The sequence below is a fragment of the Acidithiobacillus sp. 'AMD consortium' genome (assembly GCF_008926505.1).
GTDB lineage: Bacteria > Pseudomonadota > Gammaproteobacteria > Acidithiobacillales > Acidithiobacillaceae > Acidithiobacillus > Acidithiobacillus ferridurans.
Genome location: NZ_CP044411.1, coordinates 1,102,802 through 1,122,508 on the forward strand (window position 1 = coordinate 1,102,802; position 19,707 = coordinate 1,122,508).

Genomic DNA, 19,707 nt, shown 5'->3' on the forward strand with positions numbered 1-19,707 from the left:
TTTATGGATGCTTTAGAATCTCTGCAACAATCGGTCGGCTATCATTTCCGTGAGCAGCCCCTGCTGTTGCAGGCGCTGACACATCGAAGTGCGGGCGCTCGACACAATGAACGGCTGGAGTTTCTTGGGGATGCGGCACTGAATTTTGTGGTAGCGGCAAAGCTCTTCGCCCGCTTTCCCAAGGTGAGTGAGGGGGATCTGTCGCGGATGCGGGCACGGCTGGTTCGGGAGGAAACCCTGGCGGAGATCGCCGGAAAAATCGCTTTGGCCGACTCCCTGATCCTCGGCCCCGGAGAAATACGCAGCGGCGGCGCCCGGCGGGACTCCATCCGCGCCGATGCCTTGGAGGCGGTGATTGGCGCGGCTTTCCTGGATGGCGGCTTTAGCGCGGCGGAGCGTATCGTGGCACAACTGGTCGAGCCCTTGATGACGGATGACCTGGGTGGCGAAGAGTTGCGCGATCCCAAAACGCGCCTGCAGGAATTCCTGCAGGGACAGGGACGTCCTGTTCCTGTCTATACGTTGGTGGCGGAAAAAGGACAGGCCCATGAGCGGCGTTTCGTGGCGCGTTGCAGTGTGCCTGGCGCCGAAGCTACCGAAGCGGAGGATGGCAGCCGGCGGAAAGCCGAACAGCAGGCGGCGGCGCTGATGCTGGTACAACTGCAGGTTGCCGTGCGTGGATGAGATCAAGAGTGGCGTTCCTGACGAAGGGTACCGCAGCGGATATGCGGCGCTGCTCGGGCGTCCTAATGTGGGTAAATCCACCCTGCTGAATCATCTGGTCGGGCAAAAAATCAGCATCACGGCGCCGCGTCCGCAGACTACCAGGGATCAGATTCTCGGGATATTGACCCGCCCCGACGGACAACTGCTCTTTCTGGATACGCCGGGTGTGCATGGCGGCTATCGCAGCCTGAACCGGCACTTGCTGCGGGCCACCCGAGGGGCGCTGGAATCTGCGGATCTGGGCGTGCTGGTGGTAGAGGCGCTGCTGTGGACCCATGACGACGCGGAGGCCCTGCGCTGGTTGCAGCGGGCCGGTATTCCGCTGGTGGCCGTGGTAAACAAGGTGGATCGGATTGCGAGCAAGGGGCGTCTGTTTCCCTATCTGCAGGCATTGGCGGAGCGTGGAGAATTCGCGGCGATCATACCACTCTCGGCGCGCAGGGCGGCGGACGTGGAGCGTCTGGCTGATGCCCTGGTGCCGCTATTGCCACCGGCTCCGGCGGCTTTCCCGGAGGATCAGGTCACCGATCGCAATCTGCGGTTTATGGCGGCAGAAATCATTCGCGAGCAGATATTCCGGCAACTCGGTGCGGAACTGCCCTACGACACGGCCGTTGCCATTGAAAGCTATCAGGTGGAAGGCGGCCAGCAGCGCATAGAGGCGACCATTTATTGCCGGAAGCCGGGGCAGAAAGCCATTATTCTGGGCGACGGTGGCAGCCGTCTGCGGGTGATCGGCAGCCGGGCGCGGGAGGCACTGCAGCAATTGACCGAAGAGCGGGTCTGGCTGGGATTATGGGTCAAGCAGAAGGAACAGTGGTCGGAAGACCATCATATCCTGCGCGAGTTGGGGTATGACGACTGAACCCGGTGATCGCGCCTGGGTGCTGCATCACTACCCTTACGGAGATACCAGCCTGATAGTGGAATTGTTTACCCGGACACAAGGCCGGCTGGGGGTGCTGGCCAAAGGTGCCCGACGCGCGCGTTCTGCGCTGGCGCGGATCGAGGCGGGACGCCCCCTGTGGGTGCGCTGGCTGGGACGGGGGGAATTACCGGTACTGGCGCAGGCGGAAGAACTGGGTCCGTTTCTGCCACTCAATCCCCTACAGAATCTCAGCCTTTTTTATGTCAACGAGCTGCTGTTGCGGCTGACGCAGCGTGGAGATCCCTTCCCCGATCTCTTTCAAGTCTATGAAGAAACCATCGACGCGTTGCGCAGTGAACCGGGAGAAGGCTGGTATCTGCGGCGTTTCGAACGGCGCCTGCTGGAAAATCTGGGTTGGGCACCTGATCTAGCGCGTTGCGCGGAGTGTGGCCGGTCTCCCGATGCGGCATCTTCAGAACACTGGTTATACCAGGCCGCACGCGGTGTATTCTGTCCGGCCCATGCGCCCGATGCTGCGGTGACCATCGAGGCGGCGGCCCTGGTCTGGTTACGGGGGGCGATGCAGACACGCCATATGCCAGTCTGGAATTCCTCCCTACGGCGTTGTCTGGAACAGGAGTTGCGGATCCATCTGGGCGGACGCCCACTGGAGAGTCGCCGCCTCCTTACGGCATACTTGCGCAGAACACCGCCTGCGATGACGATACAGAAAAGGGAGGAGCACAGCGAATGATTGCCTTGGGGGTGAATATCGATCACGTCGCGACGTTGCGGCAGGCGCGCGGCACCCGTTACCCGGACCCGGTGGAGGCGGCCTTCGTCGCCGAACGCGCTGGCGCCGACGCCATTACCGCGCATCTGCGCGAGGATCGACGGCACATCGTGGAGCGGGATGTGGAGATTCTCAGCCAGACCCTGCGTACCCGCCTCAATCTCGAAATGGCCGTTGAGGAAAGTGTCTTGCGTGTGGCGGAGCGCCTATCCCCTAGCGAATGCTGTCTGGTGCCGGAACGCCGTGCGGAGCTGACCACCGAGGGTGGACTGGATGTTGCCGGACAATTGTCTCGTATCAAAGAGGCCTGCCAGCGTCTGGCCGCCGCCAAGGTCAGAGTATCGCTGTTTGTCGACCCCGATCCTTTTCAGCTGGAGGCGGCGATGGAAACCGGAGCGCCCGTGGTCGAGCTGCATACGGGCCGTTATGCCAATGCCGTTGATACGGCGACGCGCGCTGAAGAACTGGGCCAGATCACCAGCGCGGTAAGCTTTGCCGATAGCCTTGGCCTGCGGGTGAATGCCGGGCATGGGCTCGATTACCACAACGTGCAGGCAGTGGCAGCGATCCCCCATATCCGGGAGTTGAATATCGGCCATGCCATCGTCGCCCATGCCGTATTTGTCGGTATGGCGACGGCGGTGGCGGATATGAAACGACTCATGCTCGAGGCGCGTGGATGATCGTGGGAATGGGGACGGATATCGTTGCCGTCGAGCGGATGGCCCGTCTCCATGCCCGCTTCGGGGAACGTCTGGCCGAGCGTCTGCTGGGGCCTTTGGAGGTGGCGGACATGCCGACGGAAGCCGCGGCCGGCGCCGCTTTTCTGGCGCGGCGTTTCGCGGCCAAGGAGGCCACATTCAAAGCCTTGGGTAGCGGCATGACCAATGGGGTGCGCTGGATGGACGTGCAGGTGGGCCACGATTCGGGCGGACGTCCGCAATTGGTGCTGGGCGGTCGCGCGCAACAGATCCTACAGGGGCTCGGGGATGGCGTGCGCAGTTGGTTGTCCATCAGCGATGAACGTCGCTATGCCATGGCGGTCGTGGTGCTGGAACGGGGAGGGTAGGCGATGAAGGTAACGGTGGTGGGAACCGGATACGTGGGGCTGGTCACTGGCGCCTGTCTGGCGCAGGTGGGTAATCAGGTGCTGTGCGTGGACGTGGACGCCGACAAGGTGGCGCGGTTGCAGACCGGAGATGTGCCCATTCACGAACCGGATTTGCCCGCCATGGTACAGGAAGGCATTGCCGGCGGGCGCTTGCGCTTCACTACGGAGGTTGCCGAGGGCGTAACCCATGGGGATTTCCTGTTCATCGCCGTGGGGACACCGCCCGATGAAGACGGTTCTGCCGACTTGCGTCATGTGTTGGCGGTGGCCGGCGACATCGGCCGACATTTGCAACGGCCGGTCACGGTGATCAATAAATCCACGGTACCGGTAGGCACTGCAGAAAAAGTCCGCGCCCGAATTGCTGCTGTTTTGCAGGACCGGGCGGCGGATATTGTCTTCGATGTGGTCTCCAATCCCGAGTTCCTGAAGGAAGGAGCGGCGGTGGCGGATTTCATGAAGCCGGACCGGATTATCATCGGTGTGGATAACGTGGCGGCAGCGGAGCGGATGCGCGTCCTCTATGCCCCGTTCAACCGCAATCATGACCGCCTGATCATCATGGACCCGCCTTCCGCGGAACTCACCAAATATGCCGCCAATGTCATGCTCGCCACCAAAATATCGCTGATGAATGAACTGGCGGGACTGGCGGAGCGGATGGGAGCGGACATCGAACAGGTACGGCGCGGAATTGGCGCCGATCCCCGCATCGGTTATGACTTCATATACCCGGGTTGCGGCTATGGCGGATCGTGTTTCCCCAAAGATGTGCGGGCATTGGAACACAGTGCGCGGCAGTATGATTTTGATGCGCCTCTCCTGGCTGCGGTGGAGAAGGTGAACGATCGTCAGAAGGGGCTTCTGGAGCAGAAAGTGGTGAGCGCTTTGGGCGAGGATCTTACGGGCAAAACCATTGCCGTGTGGGGACTGGCTTTCAAACCCAACACCGATGACATGCGCGAGGCCCCCAGCCGGGTACTCATGGAAGCCTTATGGCGGCGCGGTGCGCAGGTGCAGGCCTATGATCCGGTGGCCATGGAGGAAGCCCGACGGATCTATGGAGGAGAACACGCCTTGCGGCTCTGCTCGGACCCCTACATGGCCTGTGAAGGGGCCGAAGCGCTGGTGATCTGTACCGAGTGGCAGCAATTCCGCAGCCCCGACTTTGTACAGATGCACAGCCTGCTCCGTCGGTCTCTCATCGTCGATGGGCGCAATATTTACGATCCGGCGGTCGTGCGTGCCGAAGGGTTTGCTTATCATGCCATTGGACGCCCCTGATATGGCCGGGGATTTGCACAGTCTGGCGCGGGCGCAGGTGGCTATCGTCGGTGACGTGATGCTCGATCGTTACTGGTTTGGCAAAGTCGAACGTATCTCGCCCGAAGCGCCGGTGCCGGTGGTGCAGGTGCGGCGAGAAGAAGAACGTCCCGGCGGCGCCGCCAACGTCGCCCTGAATGTGCTGGCGCTGGGGGCGCAGGCACGCTTGCTGGCCCTGGTAGGGGATGACGGAGCGGGTGAGCGTTTGGGAACGCTGCTGACGGAAGCCGGGATCAAGACGTTGCTGATTCCTGACAAGGCCTGTCCAACGACGGTGAAGTTGCGCGTCATTGGTCACCAGCAGCAGCTCCTGCGCATGGATTTTGAAGCGCAGCCCAGCCAGGCCCACAGCGACGCCTTGCGTGAGCAGGCGCCGGCCTTACTGATCAACGCCAAGGCGTTGCTGCTGTCCGATTACGGCAAGGGCGCCTTGCGGGAAGTGGAATATCTGGTGGCACTGGGGCGCAGTCTGGGTATTCCAGTGCTGATCGACCCCAAGGGTAGGGATTATCGCCCGTACCAGGGGGCGACCATCATCACCCCCAATCTCGGCGAATTTCAGGCAGTGGCGGGCACCTGGGCGAATGAAGCGCAGTTCCGCGCGTTGGGTGAGCAGTGGCGGGTATCTCTGCAACTGGAAGCACTGCTGGTGACGCGCGGTGAAGAAGGAATGACCCTTTTTATGGAGAATGCCATCCATCACCATCCGGCTCAGGCCCGGGAGGTTTTTGATGTAACGGGTGCTGGAGACACGGTCATCGCAACTCTGGCGACGGCCCTCGCAGCGGGCTGGGCGATGGATCGTGCGGTGGAACTGGCCAACCGCGCAGCAGGAATCGTCGTTGGCAAGCTGGGGGCGGCCGTCGTGACGGTGGAAGAGTTGGCCGCGACGGAATCCATGCGTGAAGGCTGAGATGGTGACGACTCTGCCGCGGCTACCCGTACCGAAGCTTTTACAGCGCAGGACCGGCCGGGCGGTTGCCGATTTTCGCATGATTCAGCCGGGGGATCGCGTCCTGCTTGGTCTGTCCGGTGGCAAGGACTCCCTGACCCTGCTGCACCTGTTGCGGACCATGCAACGGCAATCCCCGGTGCCATTTGACTTGGGCGTGGCCACCGTCGACCCCATGAGTCCGGATTATGATCCACAACCGCTGGTACCTTACCTGCGGGAGCTGGGTATCCCGTATTTTCTGGAGCGACAGAATATTTATGAGCGTGCACAAAAGCACCTTCTACGGCCTTCTTATTGCAGTTTTTGTGCGCGCATGCGGCGAGGCGTTTTGTATCGCTGCGCGCGGCGCGAAGGCTATCAGGTCCTGGCGTTGGGGCAACATCTCGACGATTTCGCCGAAAGCTTCTTCATGTCCATGTTTTATAATGGCGAGTTGCGCACCATGAAGGCCCATTACCGAGTGCGGGAAGGCGACTTACGGGTGATTCGCCCGCTGGTGTACTGCCGGGAAAGACAAACGCGCCAGTTCGCCACGGAGCAAGCCCTGCCGGTGATTCATGAAAATTGTCCGGCCTGTTTCGGCAAACCGACGGAGCGCCAGCACATGAAAGAACTCCTTGCCACGCAGGAAGCATACGATCCCCGGCTGTTCAAACAACTCCAGCGTGCCTTGCTGCCGCTGATGGGGCAGGGACTGGAAGGTTTGGAATTTGAGGAAACACATGACTGATTTTTCGCAGAGTTTTTATTGGGAGACCTTGCCATTGCGAGGGGCGCGCTGTCGCCTGGATGATATTTACGCGCGGGTGCTACGGGATTTCTCCGGACCAGAAGGCGTGGCTAAGCTGCTGGGCGAGGTGTTGGTGGGTCTGGCGCTAATGGCTACCACCCAGAAAAACTATGAACGCTTGATCATGCAGACGCAGAGCAAGGGGCCGTTGAAACTGCTGGTGGCGGAGATGACGGCGGCGGGTGGCATGCGGGCTTATGGTCGCTGGGAGGAGGGCGCTACGGTGGATTTCTCGAACCTGCCCGATGCCCTGCTCGCCATCACTGTGGACATGGGAATGGATCGGTATCGCTATCAGGGTTTGGTGGCATTACGGGAAACACTGACGGCATCCCTGAACGCCTATTTTACAGAGTCGGTGCAGTCGCCCGCCTATTTCCGATTGGCGGTGGACGTGGCGGCGCAGCAGGCCGGAGGTTATTTCCTGCAACGGCTACCAGGTGTACTCCGTGTCGAGGATTGGCGGGTGGCTACCCAGTTTATCGCCATCGGATCGGACCAGTCTCTGCTGAAGGCGCAGCCTGAGCAGTTTCTTCCGGAGATTTTCCCGGAGGAATCGGTGCGTTTGCATACGGAGCAGCCTTTGACCTTTTCCTGTTCCTGTTCCCGTAAGCGGGTGGAGCGGATGCTGGTGTCGTTGGGGCAGGCGGAAGCGGAAGAAACGTTGGCCACAGAAGGTGCGGTCATCGTCACCTGTGAATACTGCCATGAGGTCTATCGTTTTGCGGATACGGATATCGCGCTGCTGTTTGCTGCGGGCAAACCGCTGCATTAGCACAGTTTGTAGCATAGTCAGGCGGATGGTTCTCCTGTAGTATCGGGGGCGGACGAGAGATTTGGCTTGCGCAACTTTTAGGTCGTATTCTTGTCCAACGAAGTGAATAGGGGGCGACCGGCTTCGACGCAGGTCGCGAAGCCTTCGGTGCATGCAGAGCTGCGGTTCGCTCTTAAAACTGGTCGCAGATTCATAATTGCCAACGACAGCAATTACGCTCTCGCTGCTTAAGCAGTGAGCCCTCTGCCCGGATTTGTCTGTGGATCCGGAGCTGAAAGGCGCGCGGAGGGTCATGAAACACGGAATCGTGCGCATTCTAGTCTGTGGGGTGCGTGCTAAATTAAAGCAGAATCGCCATGTCGTCATCCTGTCTGTCGGAGGGCGGTGCGGTTAAAGCCAAAAGACAAACTACGCATGTAGATCCGGTGGTCTAGGTACTGCGGACGCGGGTTCAATTCCCGCCGCCTCCACCAATCACGGTAAGTAAGCCCCTGATATTTAGGGGCTTTATTTTTTTACTCTTGGCCGCGTCTTACTTTTCGTCTTACCCTTGGTTCTCGGTAGGTATCACCCCCACCCAAAGAAAAACCCCTGCATCCGAAGATCCGGCATGACGCGGCACGGGGCGATATGGTCGGCGGTTTTCGGGTCCAGGTGTCACGGTGGCCGGAGATACGCGATATTCAGCGGCCAGCCCGTCAGCCCGTCAGCCCGTTTCGCGCCGCATTCCACTCTCTCCTGGCTATTTCTCGCTCCGACCTCGCTCCCTGGAACTGGCCCGAAGACCGCAAAGACCGCAACTCATCACCATACAGATCAATGGCTTACGAGCTTACGAATCAAGCGGTTGGATCGCAGCATCGGGTGGCAAAGGAAACGCCGTCGTTGCGTTTTGTCGGTAGTTATCGATCGCTACCGACAGATTGCAACACGGATGTATGTGCCTGGATGAGGACCAAGGGGAGAAACACCTTGTCGGGACAGTGTCCGGACGACTACAGTAAGGGCATCCAAGATCAGTCCGGAGGGGCACCGTGAGCACCCTGAATCTTTCCAAGACCGAACGCATTGACGTTCGTGCCAGCACGCCGGTCAAGCAATTGCTGCAAGAAGCCGCACGCGCCTGCCATAAGAACGTCAGCGAGTTCCTGCTCGACGCAGGCGTGACGGCGGCCGCGCAGACGCTGGCAGATCGTCGTCAATTCGTGCTGGACGACACGCGGTGGCAGGCGTTCCAGGAAGCGCTGGACCGTCCGGTGCAAAGCAAACCGCGCCTGAAAAAATTGCTGCGTGAGCCCGGGGTTCTGGATTGAGCGGTGTGAATGGGTGTAATTGGGCGTCTAAATGGATGCACCTCAGAAAATGGGTGTAAATGGGTGTGTTTTTGGTGTAAAGTGTGGTTCATGCTGAAAACCGTCACCCTCCAGATTACCCCCGAAATCCTCAGCCTCATCGCCAGGATCGACGAGTTCAAGGGCGCCTGGCGCGCCCTGGGCACGCTCGCGCCCGATCGACTGTCGGCCCTGCGCCGGGTGGCCACCATCGAGAGCATCGGCTCCTCCACCCGCATCGAAGGCAGCAGGCTGTCCGACCGGGAAGTGGAGCAGTTGCTGTCGAACCTGGAAATCAAGTCCTTCGCCACCCGCGACGAGCAGGAGGTAGCTGGTTATGCCGAGCTGATGGACTTGGTATTTTCGTCCTGGCAGGGCATCCCCTTCACCGAGAACCACATCAAGCAGTTGCACCAAATCCTGCTGCGCCACAGCGAGAAGGACGCCTGGCATCGCGGCAACTACAAGACCAACTCGAACAGTGTCGCCGCCTTCGACGAAACCGGCGCGCGGATCGGTATCGTGTTCCAGACAGCCTCGCCCTTCGATACGCCCCGCCTCATGACGGAGTTGGTGGCCTGGGTGAACCAGGAGCGCGAAACGGCCCGGCTACATCCCCTGTTGATCATCGCCCTGTGCGTCGTCGTGTTCCTGGAGATCCATCCCTTTCAGGACGGCAACGGACGGCTCTCCCGGGTGCTGACCACGCTCCTGCTCCTACAGACCGGGTACGCTTACGTGCCGTACAGCTCGCTGGAGAGCGTGGTCGAACAGAGCAAGGAAGCCTATTACTTGGCGCTGCGGCAGACGCAGGGCACGATCCGCACGGAGTCGCCGAACTGGCAGCCGTGGCTGGTTTTCTTCCTGCGCTCGCTGGCTGAACAGGTTCGGTGCCTGGAGAAGAAGGTCGAGCGCGAGAAGATCGTGCTGGCGGCCATGCCGGAACTGCAGCTACAGATCGTCGAGTTCGCCCGGGAGCACGGCCGCGTCACCATCGGCGAGGCCATCAAGCTGACTGGGGCTAGTCGCAACACGCTGAAGCAGCATTTCCGTGCGTTGGTCGAGCGCGGCACGATGAACCAGCGCGGCAGTGGCCGAGGGGTCTGGTACGCCCTGCGCTGACAGTAACGGACGCGGGTTCAATTGCGCGTTTGGAACTGAACCTGGATCGACGCTGAGCGCAGCAAGGCCTTCGATGCACTGGCGGTCAGCACCTTGGTCTATGCCCCCGCTAGCGCCTGACCCACCTGCCTGAGGTTACCCATATGGCCCCAACGGATCGCGTCCGGATCGTGGCCGATCAAGCTCGACCAAGCAATCGCGGGTATCTCAAGGTGGTCGCCAATACGGCCGTCTGGTAGACTGATAACGATTTAAAACGACTTTGAGATATCCTTGAACGTCAATGCCATGAGTACTGAACCTTGGGTTACCGCAATCGGTGTTGCTCGGTATTGGGAGGGCGGTAACTCATGACCAAATCCGAGGCGCAAACCCGGTCAGAGATCATTGACCAACAACTCTCACAAGCTGGCTGGAATGTCAAAGACCCCACGCAGGTCGTCGAGGAATTCGACATCCTCACCGCCTTGCCCGAAGGTGTTGCCGAAGCACGTACCCCCTATGAGGGCCACCAATTTAGCGACTATGTCCTGCTGGGCAAAGACCGCAAGCCACTGGCAGTGATCGAAGCCAAAAAAACCAGCCGCGATGCCGCCATCGGCCGCGAGCAAGCCAAGCAGTACTGCTACAACATCCAGAGGCAGTTGGGCGGTGAGTTGCCGTTCTGCTTCTACACCAATGGCCACGAAACCTATTTCTGGGATCTGGAGAATGCCCCGCCGCGCAAGGTCGTCGGCTTTCCCACTCGCGACGATCTGGAACGCTTCGCCTACATCCGTCGTAATCGCAAGCCACTGACGCAGGAGCTCATCAACACCTCGATTGCCGGCCGTGATTACCAGATCCGCGCCATTCGCTCGGTACTCGAAGGCATCGAACAGAAAAAGCGCGATTTCCTGCTGGTGATGGCCACCGGCACCGGTAAGACCCGCACCTGCATTGCCATGGTCGATGCACTGATGCGCGCAGGTCATGTCGAAAAGGTGCTGTTTCTGGTCGACCGCATTGCACTGCGCGAGCAGGCGCTGGCGGCCTTCAAGGAGCACATGCCCAACGAGCCGCGCTGGCCGAATGTGGGTGAAAAGCTGATTGCCACAGATCGCCGCATCTACGTTGCCACCTACCCGACGATGCTCAACATCATTCGGGACGAGGCGCAGAGCCTGTCCTCGCACTTCTTCGATTTCATCGTCGTCGATGAAAGCCACCGCTCCATCTACAACACCTTCGGCGAGGTGCTCGACTATTTCAAAACCATCACCCTGGGTTTGACGGCCACACCGACCGACATCATCGATCACAACACCTTCCGGCTTTTCCACTGTGAAGATGGCCTGCCGACCTTTGCCTACACCTATGAAGAAGCCGTGAACAACGTGCCGCCTTACCTCTGCAATTTCCAGGTCATGAAAATTCAGACCAAGTTTCAGATGGAAGGCATCAGCAAGCGCACCATTTCGCTGGAAGACCAGAAAAAGCTGATCCTGCAGGGTAAAGAAATCGAGGAGATCAACTTTGAGGGCACCCAGCTCGAAAAGCAGGTGATCAACAAGGGCACCAACACCCTGATCGTCCGCGAATTCATGGAAGAAGCCATCAAGGACGCCAACGGCGTGCTGCCGGGCAAGACCATTTTCTTCTGCGCCACAAAGGCCCACGCCAGGCGCATGGAAGAAATCTTCGACAAGCTCTACCCGCAATACCACGGCGAGCTGGCCAAGGTGCTGGTGTCCGACGATCCACGCGTCTACGGCAAAGGCGGCCTGCTCGATCAATTCACCAACAACGACCTGCCGCGCGTCGCCATCAGCGTGGACATGCTCGACACCGGCATCGACGTGCGCGAGATCGTCAACCTCGTGTTCGCCAAGCCAGTCTATTCCTATACCAAGTTCTGGCAGATGGTCGGACGCGGCACGCGTTTGCTGGAAGCCAGCAAACCCAAGCCCTGGTGCTTGGAAAAAGACGTGTTCCTGATCCTCGACTGCTGGGACAACTTCGAATACTTCAAGCTCAACCCCAAGGGCAAGGAACTCAAGCCACAGTTGCCGTTGCCGGTGCGGCTGGTGGGCCTGCGACTGGACAAGATCGAAAAGGCCAATGACAGCGGCCATGCCGAAGTCGCTGCGCGGGAAATTGCCAAGCTCCGCCAGCAGATTGCCGCACTACCGAAAGAATCGGTGGTGATCCAGGAAGCCGCCGCCGCGCTGGCGCGGCTGGACGATGACAACTTCTGGATCAGCCTCAGCCACGAACGGTTGGAGTTCCTGCGCGCTGAAATCAAGCCGCTGTTCCGTACTATGTCCGAGACCGACTTCAAGGCCATGCGTTTCGAGCGTGACCTGCTGGAATATTCGCTGGCCGTTCTGAATCAAGACATGGAACAAGCCGAAACTCTCAAGGAAGGCATCGTCGAACAGATCAGCGAACTGCCGCTTACGGTCAGTTTCGTGAAGCAGGAAGAAACCCTGATCCGCGCCGCTCAGAGCAACCACTACTGGGGTAAAACGGATACTGGCGAGATGGAAGATGCCCTTGACGAGCTGAACATGCGCCTTGGTCCGTTGATGAAATTCCGTGAGCAGCAGACCGGCCCCGGACCAACGCACCTCGACCTGAAAGATGAAATCCACCGCAAAGAAATGGTCGAGTTCGGCCCCCAGCACGAAGCGGTCAGCATCAGCCGCTACCGCGAGATGGTCGAAACCATGATCGCGGAACTGACCGCGCACAGTCCCATCCTGCAAAAGCTCAAGAATGGTCAGGATGTCTCGGCTGACGAGGCCCTTGAACTGGCTGAACTGCTCCATGCTGAACACCCCCACATCACCGAAGATCTGCTGCGCCAGGTCTACAAGAACCGCAAGGCCTGCTTCATCCAGTTCATCCTCCACATCCTCGGCATCAAGACCCTGAAGAGCTTCCCCGAAACGGTCAGCGAAGCCTTCGACCAGTTCATCGGGCAGCACACGCACCTTTCCAGCCGTCAACTGGAGTTCCTGAACCTGCTCAAAGGCTTCATCATCGAGCGCGAGAAGGTCGAGAAGAAAGACCTTATCAATGCGCCGTTCACGGTCATCCACCCACAGGGGATTCGTGGCGTCTTTAGCCCGGCCGAAATCAACGAAATCTTACAGCTTACGGAACAGTTGGCGGCTTGATGAATTGGCACCAAAACGAAACCGCAGATGGTCGCAGATTATATCCGTGTCGACTTCGAGACGGTTGAATGGAGAGGCCATGAAGCAGAACTCTAAAATATCGGTAAAAGGCACAGAGATAACGGTCTATTCGGATGGCGACCTTGATTTCATTTCCCTGACCGACATGCTCCGTGCCAAGGACGGAGATTTCTTTATCTCGGACTGGCTGCGGAACCGGAACACCGTCGAGTTCCTCGGAATTTGGGAACAGGTGCATAACCCTGCGTTTAATTATGGCGAATTCGCCACAATTAAAAGTCAATCCGGTCAGACCGCCATTCACCAGATGAAACTCCTGCTTGCCGATAGAAACGTCAAGCAGTTGGAGGAAAAATAACCATGCTACAGAACAACCCCGAACTCAAAAGCAAGATCGGCCAGCTCTGGGACAAATTCTGGAGTGGCGGCATCAGCAATCCGCTCACCGCCATCGAGCAGATCACCTACCTGTTGTTCATGAAGCGGCTCGACGAGCTGGACCAGAAGCGTCAGGCCGATGCCGACTGGACGGGCGAGAAGTACGTCTCCAAATTCGAAGGCAACTGGATTCCGCCCGAATACCGCAATCAGCCGGAGCCGGAAAAATTCGCTATCGACAAGCGCAGCCTGCGCTGGAGCGAATTCAAGCGCATGCAGGCCGAAGGGATGCTGCAGCACGTGCAGACCAAGGTCTTCCCCTTCCTCAAGGACCTGAACGGCACCGAATCCAATTTCACCCACCACATGAAGAACGCCGTGTTCATCATCCCCAAGCCGGCCCTGCTGGTGGAAGCGGTGAAAACCATCGACGACATCTTCGAGATCATGGAGAAGGACTCACAGGAAAAAGGCCAGGCTTTTCAGGACATCCAGGGCGATGTCTATGAGATGCTGCTGTCCGAGATCGCCACCGCCGGCAAGAACGGCCAGTTCCGCACCCCGCGCCACATCATCAAGCTGATGGCCGATCTGGTGCAGCCGCAAATGGGCCACCGCATTGCCGATCCGGCCTGCGGCTCTGGCGGCTTTTTGCTCGGTGCCTACCAGTACATCGTCACGCAACTGGCCATCAAGGCCGGTACCAAAGGCCTCACACCTGATGAAGACGGCTTCGTGCGCACTTCGGTCGCTGCCTCCCTGACCAAAAAAGCCCAGGCGATTCTATCCAGCTCACTCTGGGGCTACGACATCGACGCCACCATGGTGCGCCTGGGGCTGATGAATCTGATGATGCACGGCATTGACGAGCCGCACATCGACTACAAGGACACCCTCAGCAAGAGCTACACCGAGGAATCCGAATACGACATCGTAATGGCCAATCCGCCCTTTACCGGCAGCATCGACAAGGGCGACATCAACGAAAACCTGCGACTGGGCACCACCAAGACCGAACTGCTGTTCGTCGAGAACATCTACCGCCTGCTCAAAAAAGGCGGCACCGCCTGCGTGATCGTCCCGCAGGGTGTGCTGTTCGGTTCCGGCGGAGCGTTCAAAAGCCTGCGCCAGTTGCTGGTGGAACGTTGCGACCTCAAGGCCGTCATCACCCTGCCCAGCGGCGTGTTCAAGCCTTATGCCGGGGTCAGTACCGCCATCCTGCTGTTCACCAAGGTCTGGGGGCCAAAGGACAAAGTCACCCAACCCGCCACCGAACACGTCTGGTTTTATGAAATGGCCGCCGACGGCTATTCGCTGGACGACAAGCGCAGCAAGCAGGAAGGCTTTGGCGACCTGCAGGACATCATCGCCAGCTACCACGCCCGCAACCCCGCCACCGACACCGACCGCACGGCGAAATGCTTTATGGTGCCACGCGCCGAGATCGAGGCCGAGAGCTACGACCTTTCGCTCTCCCGCTACAAGGAAGACGTGTTCGAGGAGGTGCACTACGACGCGCCGGGCGTGATTCTGGAGCGACTGATTCAGGCGGAGGTGGGTGATGTGGACGAAGCGGAACTCGCCAAGGTGCAGAGCGGCATCGTGCGCGAGTTGCTGGAGTTGAAGAGGATGGTGGGATGACCCCAATGAAGCAAACCCCGCTGAGTCAACTTGCTATCGTTTCAGCAGGGCAGGCAGCACCTAAGGACGATGAATTTTCTGACCACGGAATACCGTTTGTTCGTGCCGGCAGCTTGGATAGCCTGCTATCGGGGAAAAGCGAGTCTGATCTTGAGCTTGTCAGCGACGAAACAGCAAAGCTGCGGAAGCTGAAAACTTACCCAAAGGGCACAATTCTGTTTGCAAAGAGTGGCATGTCTGCCACCAAGGACAGAATTTACGTACTTGATAATCCTGCTTATGTCGTCAGCCATTTGGCAACGCTGATCCCGAACGGTAGTGCTCACGCGGACTACCTTCGTTTGGCCCTAAAGCGCTTCCCGCCTTCGGTGCTGATTAAAGACCCTGCCTATCCGGCAATCAGTCTCGGTGACATTCAGAGCTACGAAATTCCTGTGCCTGAACAGCGCGACGACCAAATCCGCATTGCCCATCTGCTCGGCAAAGTGGAAGAACTGATCGCCCAGCGCAAACAATACCTGCAACAACTCGACAACCTGCTCAAGAGCGTGTTTCTGGAGATGTTTGGCGATCCAGTGCGGAATGAGAAGGGGTGGGATATTCATCCCTGCGAAAAAGCAGTTTTTGATATTTCTTCAGGTACGAGCTACGGGGGTGAAGACAGGGCCTTCGCGAGCCCTGACGAAGTCGGAGTGCTAAAAATTAGCGCAGTAACGAAGGGCACGTTTGATCCGACTGAGTTTAAAGTTGTTAATCCAGCACAGATAACGAAGGCAGTTCGGTTTGTTAAGCGTGGGGATTTCCTGTTTAGTCGCGCAAACACAGTCGAGCTGGTGGCTGCATGTTGCATTGTTCCTCATGATTACAACCAGCTATTCCTACCAGATAAGTTATGGGTTCTGACGCTCAATACAGAATTTATTAACGCACAGTTTTTCAATTACTTGCTGAAAAATGAGCGATATAGAGATGTGGTAAGAAGTCTGGCAAGTGGCGGACATGATTCGATGCTGAATATTTCTATGAAGAAGTTCATGACGATTGATGTGCCATGCCCGCCGGTTCGCATTCAGAAAAATTTCTCTGCCGTCGTCGAAAAAATCGACGGCATCAAATCCCGCTACCAGCAGAGCCTCACCGATCTCGAAGCCCTCTACGGCGCACTGAGCCAGCAGGCATTCAAGGGCGAGCTGGATCTGTCGCGCGTGCCCATGCCAGGCATACAAACTGAGGAAGAGAAAAGCGTGGCAGCAGAACCCTTACACACCCCCGCCGAACAGGGCCTGGCCATCAACTTGCCCGACACCGACAACTTGCTGGCGGTGCTGGAGAGCGCTGAGGCGCGCGAGGGTTTAATCTCGCAGTGGCTCGAGGCCTACTGCGGCCAACTGGGCAACGCACCGTTTTCGGTGCAGCACCTCATGGCGGCGGCGCAAACCCGGCTGGCGGAACTGCACCCGGATAACGATTTCGTACTGGGCGCCCACGACTACGAGCACATCAAGGCCTGGGTGTTCGAGGCACTTGCCGCTGGCACGCTGTCGCAGGCGTTTGATGACGCAGGCAACCGCATCCAGCTCAAGGCCGTGCAGGCATGAAACTGTTGCGCCTCAAGATCACCGACCCGGCGGGCTTTCGCAGCCTGCCCTGTGGTTTTGAGCATCACTTTCGCACTGAATGGAGCTTGCAGGACGAACTGGCCCAGCCCGACGGCTTTGCGCCCTTCGTCTGCGCCGGCCCCAATGGCAGCGGCAAGTCCAATCTACTCGAAGCGCTGGCGGCAATCTTCTTTCAGATAGAAATTCTGCGGGGGCGCCGCAGTTTTCTACCCGAGGAGTTGCAGAACGCCGATCAGGAGTTTTCGCCGGTGGCGTTTGAGCTGGATTACCTGATTCAGCTCCCCGCAGACTATGTGCAACCGGGCAGCCCCGACTGGGCCAAAGTGTGCCTGAGAAAGAAAACGGGTAAACGGTTCGCATTTTATTGGGAGGAGGGCTGGACCGATTTCAATACAGATATATACCGAGATCCAAGTGTTGATCCTCTTGCTCTCTTGACGCCCCAGTATGTGCTGGGTTATTCGTCGGGCGAGAACGAAATCCTCAGTTTGCCCTTCTTCAAGTTGCGTTTCGTGCAGTTCGACGAATACTGGAATGTGCTGACCCAGCAACTGCCGTACCCCGGCCACCCGGAAACACGGATGGCTTACCTCGACAATGGTTTCAGCCAAGCCATATTGCTGTGCAATCTGCTGTTTCAAGACGAGGCCACGCTTCAGCCCTTCCACGAGGATGTGGGCATCGAGGTATTGCGGGAGTTCCGCATCATCATCCGCCGCAGCGTTCTGCTTGCGCCCGAGCAATTGGCCGCCTTCGCCAGCGAGGACCAGAATCAGCGCCAGTCGCTTGATGACATCGTCAAGAGCAACCCCGCCTTGCGCGCAGAAACGGACGACGCAGGCAGCACCCGTTACCGCCTGAACCTGATGTATGTGCTGGAAGGCGACGAGAAATCCTCTCTGGTGGTGAGCGCCCTCAAGCGCTGCGCGAGCCTGCATTACCTTGATGAGGCCACGGATACGCTGGTGCTCGACTACTGGGTGAATGACGACACCCGGCAGGCGTTCCGCGAGAACTTCGATGGTTCGCCGCTGGCGCTGTTCCAGGCCTTTCAGGTGTTGTTGACACTCAATCTATATTCCGTGAGCGATGCGCTCAAGGCCGATCTGTATCAATCCACCAGCCACTACGTCAGCGAAACGGTGCCGACGCTGGCTTCCGATGAACGCATCATGTGTTTCGAGTTTGTGCGCTTCAGCAAGCAGGGTGTTGAGCAGTCGATGATGTTGAAAGATTTGTCAGACGGTGAGCACCAGTTGCTGCACAGCCTCGGCTTGTGCCTGCTGTTTCGAGAGACCAACAGCCTGTTCCTGCTCGACGAGCCAGAAACTCATTTCAATCCCGATTGGCGCTCCAATTTCATCACCCGCCTGCGCCAGTGCCTGCCTGGTACGGGCAATGTGGGGCAGGAAATGCTGATCACCACCCATTCGCCGTTCCTGATCTCCGACAGTAAGCCGGACAAGGTGCTGGTGTTTGCCAAGGACAAAACAAGCGGCGCGGTCAGCATCAGCCGCCCGGATTACAACACGCTGGGCGCCTCGATCAACAAGATCACCATGAACACCTTCGGCAAGCGCGAAACCATCGGTGGCCATGCGCAGATCGAGTTGGAGAAGTTCCGAGCCCGCTTTGAACAGGGCTCCGAAGACAAGGAAGCGTTGATCACGGCGATTCACCAGCAACTCGGCGACTCGGTGGAAAAAGTGCTGCTGATCAATACCATCCTTGGCAGCGATCAGTCGGGCACTGGGGAGGCGCAGGACTGATGCTGTTTCCGTACACCTATGTGCCACACAAAATGGAAAAGATGCAGGCGTTCATCGACTTCATCTTTTACGAGGTGTGGTGCAAGGCCCCGGCAAGGGTCCCCTTTGGCCTGCACCTGTTCGACGCCAACGCAGAGTTGCGCGAAGTGATGGAAGCGTTCTATTACTCCGACGCGCAAGGTGCCGATTTCTTTTATGGCCATGTGGAACGAATCTACGGTCTGTTTTCGGCACTGTCCCCCTCCCAGATCAACCAGTTTCAGCAGTGGTATCAGGGCAATAACGATCTAGAAAAAGTGTGCGCCAATGATCCGGCTACACACCTCGTCCGGTACGCCGACATCGCTGTTCCCCACAAAGACCTTGCCGAGCAACTTGCCGTCTTTTTCAAGGGCTTGTACTCACAGTCGCTGCTGGACCTCGCTGCACTGCGCGCCAAGATCGGTGACATTGACGATCACTATCAAACCTTTGTGTCCACCAATAAGGAAGGAAAATGCCCGTTTTGCGGCATCGGCGATATCAGAGGCACGCATCACAGCAAACGGGAGGCCTACGACCATTACTTGCCCAAGGCGCTGTACCCATTCAACTCGATCAACTTTCGCAATCTGGCCCCGGCCTGCCATGAATGCAACAGTACTTACAAGTTAAGCAAGGATCCCGCGCGCAACGATGCCGGGCGGCGCAAAGTCTTCTACCCGTACGCTGCTGCGGGCCAAGCCATTGATATCCAGGTGACCTTGCGGCACTCAGATATCGACAATCTGACGCCGGCGGACATCATGCTGCAATTCGGCCCTGCTGACATTAGTCAGGAAATCGACACCTGGAAGGACGTGTACGGCATTGACGAGCGCTACAAAGCCAAACTCTGCGGAGAAAATGACGGCAAGTACTGGCTGACCCAGGTGCTCGATGAATGCCAGGCTTACGATAAACAACCCGACGACATCTTGAACATGCGCGCCCAGCAGGCGCAAAGCCGACCGTACGCCGACTGCAATTTCCTTAGACAGCCTTTTCTCGAGGCGTGCCGGCAGATCGGCGTTCTTTGAGAATTTCTGCAGTAATCGGCACCAGTGCTCATAATCTCGGGAGGCCAGTTGGCACATGGTCAACGGTCCGCCACCAACGACATGGCGTAATAAAATGATATTTATGGACTTTATTTTTCGTCCCAGCCTTTGTCTATCTTCTGGTCTTACTCTGGGATTTTGCCAGTCTGGCTGGTGCAGCCTATCTCCAATCGGCCGGTGACAGGTGTAGGCGGTTCGTGAAAGTCGCGTTATTGACGTGGCGGGTCGGACAAGGTCATCGTCGC

Annotated in this window: 17 protein-coding genes and 1 other RNA gene; all 18 read left to right on the forward strand. The window is 58.3% G+C overall.

Translation table 11 applies throughout. The annotated features are described in order from the left end of the window. The first annotated feature begins 3 nt into the window (after positions 1-3). The 18 genes from rnc to F6A13_RS05855 all read left to right on the forward strand — a co-directional run bounded on the left by rnc (position 4) and on the right by F6A13_RS05855 (position 19,441). Positions 4-684: a ribonuclease III gene (gene rnc, locus F6A13_RS05770; RefSeq protein ID WP_113526641.1), complete on the forward strand. Its 681-nt coding sequence runs from the start codon at positions 4-6 to the stop codon at positions 682-684. Then, on the forward strand, positions 677-1,591 hold the full coding sequence (era, locus tag F6A13_RS05775; protein ID WP_126605209.1) for a GTPase Era: 915 nt from the start codon (positions 677-679) through the stop codon (positions 1,589-1,591). The genes rnc and era overlap by 8 nt, the downstream gene beginning before the upstream one ends. Further along, on the forward strand, positions 1,581-2,348 hold the full coding sequence (recO, locus tag F6A13_RS05780) for a DNA repair protein RecO (RefSeq protein ID WP_113526639.1): 768 nt from the start codon (positions 1,581-1,583) through the stop codon (positions 2,346-2,348). Before era ends, recO begins: the two co-directional genes overlap by 11 nt. Next, positions 2,345-3,070, forward strand: coding sequence for a pyridoxine 5'-phosphate synthase (gene pdxJ, locus F6A13_RS05785; RefSeq protein WP_113526638.1), 726 nt, complete (start codon positions 2,345-2,347; stop codon positions 3,068-3,070). The genes recO and pdxJ overlap by 4 nt, the downstream gene beginning before the upstream one ends. After that, on the forward strand, positions 3,067-3,456 hold the full coding sequence (acpS, locus tag F6A13_RS05790) for a holo-ACP synthase (protein ID WP_113526637.1): 390 nt from the start codon (positions 3,067-3,069) through the stop codon (positions 3,454-3,456). Before pdxJ ends, acpS begins: the two co-directional genes overlap by 4 nt. A 3-nt stretch (positions 3,457-3,459) precedes the next feature. Continuing rightward, positions 3,460-4,782: a UDP-glucose dehydrogenase family protein gene (locus F6A13_RS05795; protein WP_113526636.1), complete on the forward strand. Its 1,323-nt coding sequence runs from the start codon at positions 3,460-3,462 to the stop codon at positions 4,780-4,782. Further along, positions 4,763-5,734, forward strand: coding sequence for a D-glycero-beta-D-manno-heptose-7-phosphate kinase (rfaE1, locus tag F6A13_RS05800; protein WP_225981977.1), 972 nt, complete (start codon positions 4,763-4,765; stop codon positions 5,732-5,734). Before F6A13_RS05795 ends, rfaE1 begins: the two co-directional genes overlap by 20 nt. Continuing rightward, positions 5,724-6,506: an ATP-binding protein gene (locus F6A13_RS05805; protein ID WP_225981978.1), complete on the forward strand. Its 783-nt coding sequence runs from the start codon at positions 5,724-5,726 to the stop codon at positions 6,504-6,506. Before rfaE1 ends, F6A13_RS05805 begins: the two co-directional genes overlap by 11 nt. Beyond that, on the forward strand, positions 6,499-7,341 hold the full coding sequence (locus F6A13_RS05810; RefSeq protein ID WP_126605210.1) for an Hsp33 family molecular chaperone HslO: 843 nt from the start codon (positions 6,499-6,501) through the stop codon (positions 7,339-7,341). The genes F6A13_RS05805 and F6A13_RS05810 overlap by 8 nt, the downstream gene beginning before the upstream one ends. Before the next feature lie 109 nt (positions 7,342-7,450). Then, positions 7,451-7,814, forward strand: a transfer-messenger RNA (tmRNA) gene (gene ssrA, locus F6A13_RS05815). A gap of 561 nt (positions 7,815-8,375) precedes the next feature. Further along, a complete protein-coding gene (locus F6A13_RS05820; RefSeq protein ID WP_126605211.1) occupies positions 8,376-8,654 on the forward strand; it encodes a DUF1778 domain-containing protein in 279 nt (92 codons plus the stop codon). Between the two features lie 90 nt (positions 8,655-8,744). Then, positions 8,745-9,794 carry a Fic family protein gene (locus F6A13_RS05825; RefSeq protein ID WP_113526633.1) on the forward strand — a complete coding sequence of 350 codons (1,050 nt, stop codon included), beginning with the start codon at positions 8,745-8,747 and terminating at the stop codon, positions 9,792-9,794. A gap of 350 nt (positions 9,795-10,144) precedes the next feature. Then, positions 10,145-12,955, forward strand: coding sequence for a DEAD/DEAH box helicase family protein (locus F6A13_RS05830; protein ID WP_113526632.1), 2,811 nt, complete (start codon positions 10,145-10,147; stop codon positions 12,953-12,955). Between the two features lie 79 nt (positions 12,956-13,034). Next, positions 13,035-13,334, forward strand: coding sequence for a KilA-N domain-containing protein (locus tag F6A13_RS05835; RefSeq protein WP_113526631.1), 300 nt, complete (start codon positions 13,035-13,037; stop codon positions 13,332-13,334). A 2-nt stretch (positions 13,335-13,336) separates the two neighbouring features. Then, the gene (locus tag F6A13_RS05840; protein WP_126605212.1) at positions 13,337-14,995 is read left to right on the forward strand and encodes a type I restriction-modification system subunit M; all 1,659 of its coding nucleotides are present in this window, start codon (positions 13,337-13,339) and stop codon (positions 14,993-14,995) included. A 5-nt stretch (positions 14,996-15,000) separates the two neighbouring features. Next, positions 15,001-16,593: a restriction endonuclease subunit S gene (locus F6A13_RS05845; RefSeq protein WP_126605712.1), complete on the forward strand. Its 1,593-nt coding sequence runs from the start codon at positions 15,001-15,003 to the stop codon at positions 16,591-16,593. Further along, complete coding sequence (locus F6A13_RS05850; RefSeq protein ID WP_151528125.1) at positions 16,590-18,383, forward strand: restriction system-associated AAA family ATPase; 1,794 nt, start codon at positions 16,590-16,592, stop codon at positions 18,381-18,383. The genes F6A13_RS05845 and F6A13_RS05850 overlap by 4 nt, the downstream gene beginning before the upstream one ends. Beyond that, entirely contained in the window at positions 18,383-19,441 is a 1,059-nt protein-coding gene (locus F6A13_RS05855) for an HNH endonuclease (RefSeq protein ID WP_126605214.1), read from the forward strand. The genes F6A13_RS05850 and F6A13_RS05855 overlap by 1 nt, the downstream gene beginning before the upstream one ends. Positions 19,442-19,707 lie beyond the last annotated feature (266 nt).

What these genes read in the sequence shown, in the direction of transcription:
- rnc (WP_113526641.1), top strand. Translation starts at nt 4, where the DNA reads ATGGATGCTTTAGAATCTCTGCAACAATCGGTCGGCTATCATTTCCGT.
- recO (WP_113526639.1), top strand. Translation starts at nt 1,581, where the DNA reads ATGACGACTGAACCCGGTGATCGCGCCTGGGTGCTGCATCACTACCCT.
- pdxJ (WP_113526638.1), top strand. Translation starts at nt 2,345, where the DNA reads ATGATTGCCTTGGGGGTGAATATCGATCACGTCGCGACGTTGCGGCAG.
- acpS (WP_113526637.1), top strand. Translation starts at nt 3,067, where the DNA reads ATGATCGTGGGAATGGGGACGGATATCGTTGCCGTCGAGCGGATGGCC.
- F6A13_RS05795 (WP_113526636.1), top strand. Translation starts at nt 3,460, where the DNA reads ATGAAGGTAACGGTGGTGGGAACCGGATACGTGGGGCTGGTCACTGGC.
- rfaE1 (WP_225981977.1), top strand. Translation starts at nt 4,763, where the DNA reads ATGCCATTGGACGCCCCTGATATGGCCGGGGATTTGCACAGTCTGGCG.
- F6A13_RS05810 (WP_126605210.1), top strand. Translation starts at nt 6,499, where the DNA reads ATGACTGATTTTTCGCAGAGTTTTTATTGGGAGACCTTGCCATTGCGA.
- F6A13_RS05825 (WP_113526633.1), top strand. Translation starts at nt 8,745, where the DNA reads ATGCTGAAAACCGTCACCCTCCAGATTACCCCCGAAATCCTCAGCCTC.
- F6A13_RS05830 (WP_113526632.1), top strand. Translation starts at nt 10,145, where the DNA reads ATGACCAAATCCGAGGCGCAAACCCGGTCAGAGATCATTGACCAACAA.
- F6A13_RS05835 (WP_113526631.1), top strand. Translation starts at nt 13,035, where the DNA reads ATGAAGCAGAACTCTAAAATATCGGTAAAAGGCACAGAGATAACGGTC.
- F6A13_RS05840 (WP_126605212.1), top strand. Translation starts at nt 13,337, where the DNA reads ATGCTACAGAACAACCCCGAACTCAAAAGCAAGATCGGCCAGCTCTGG.
- F6A13_RS05845 (WP_126605712.1), top strand. Translation starts at nt 15,001, where the DNA reads ATGAAGCAAACCCCGCTGAGTCAACTTGCTATCGTTTCAGCAGGGCAG.
- F6A13_RS05850 (WP_151528125.1), top strand. Translation starts at nt 16,590, where the DNA reads ATGAAACTGTTGCGCCTCAAGATCACCGACCCGGCGGGCTTTCGCAGC.
- F6A13_RS05855 (WP_126605214.1), top strand. Translation starts at nt 18,383, where the DNA reads ATGCTGTTTCCGTACACCTATGTGCCACACAAAATGGAAAAGATGCAG.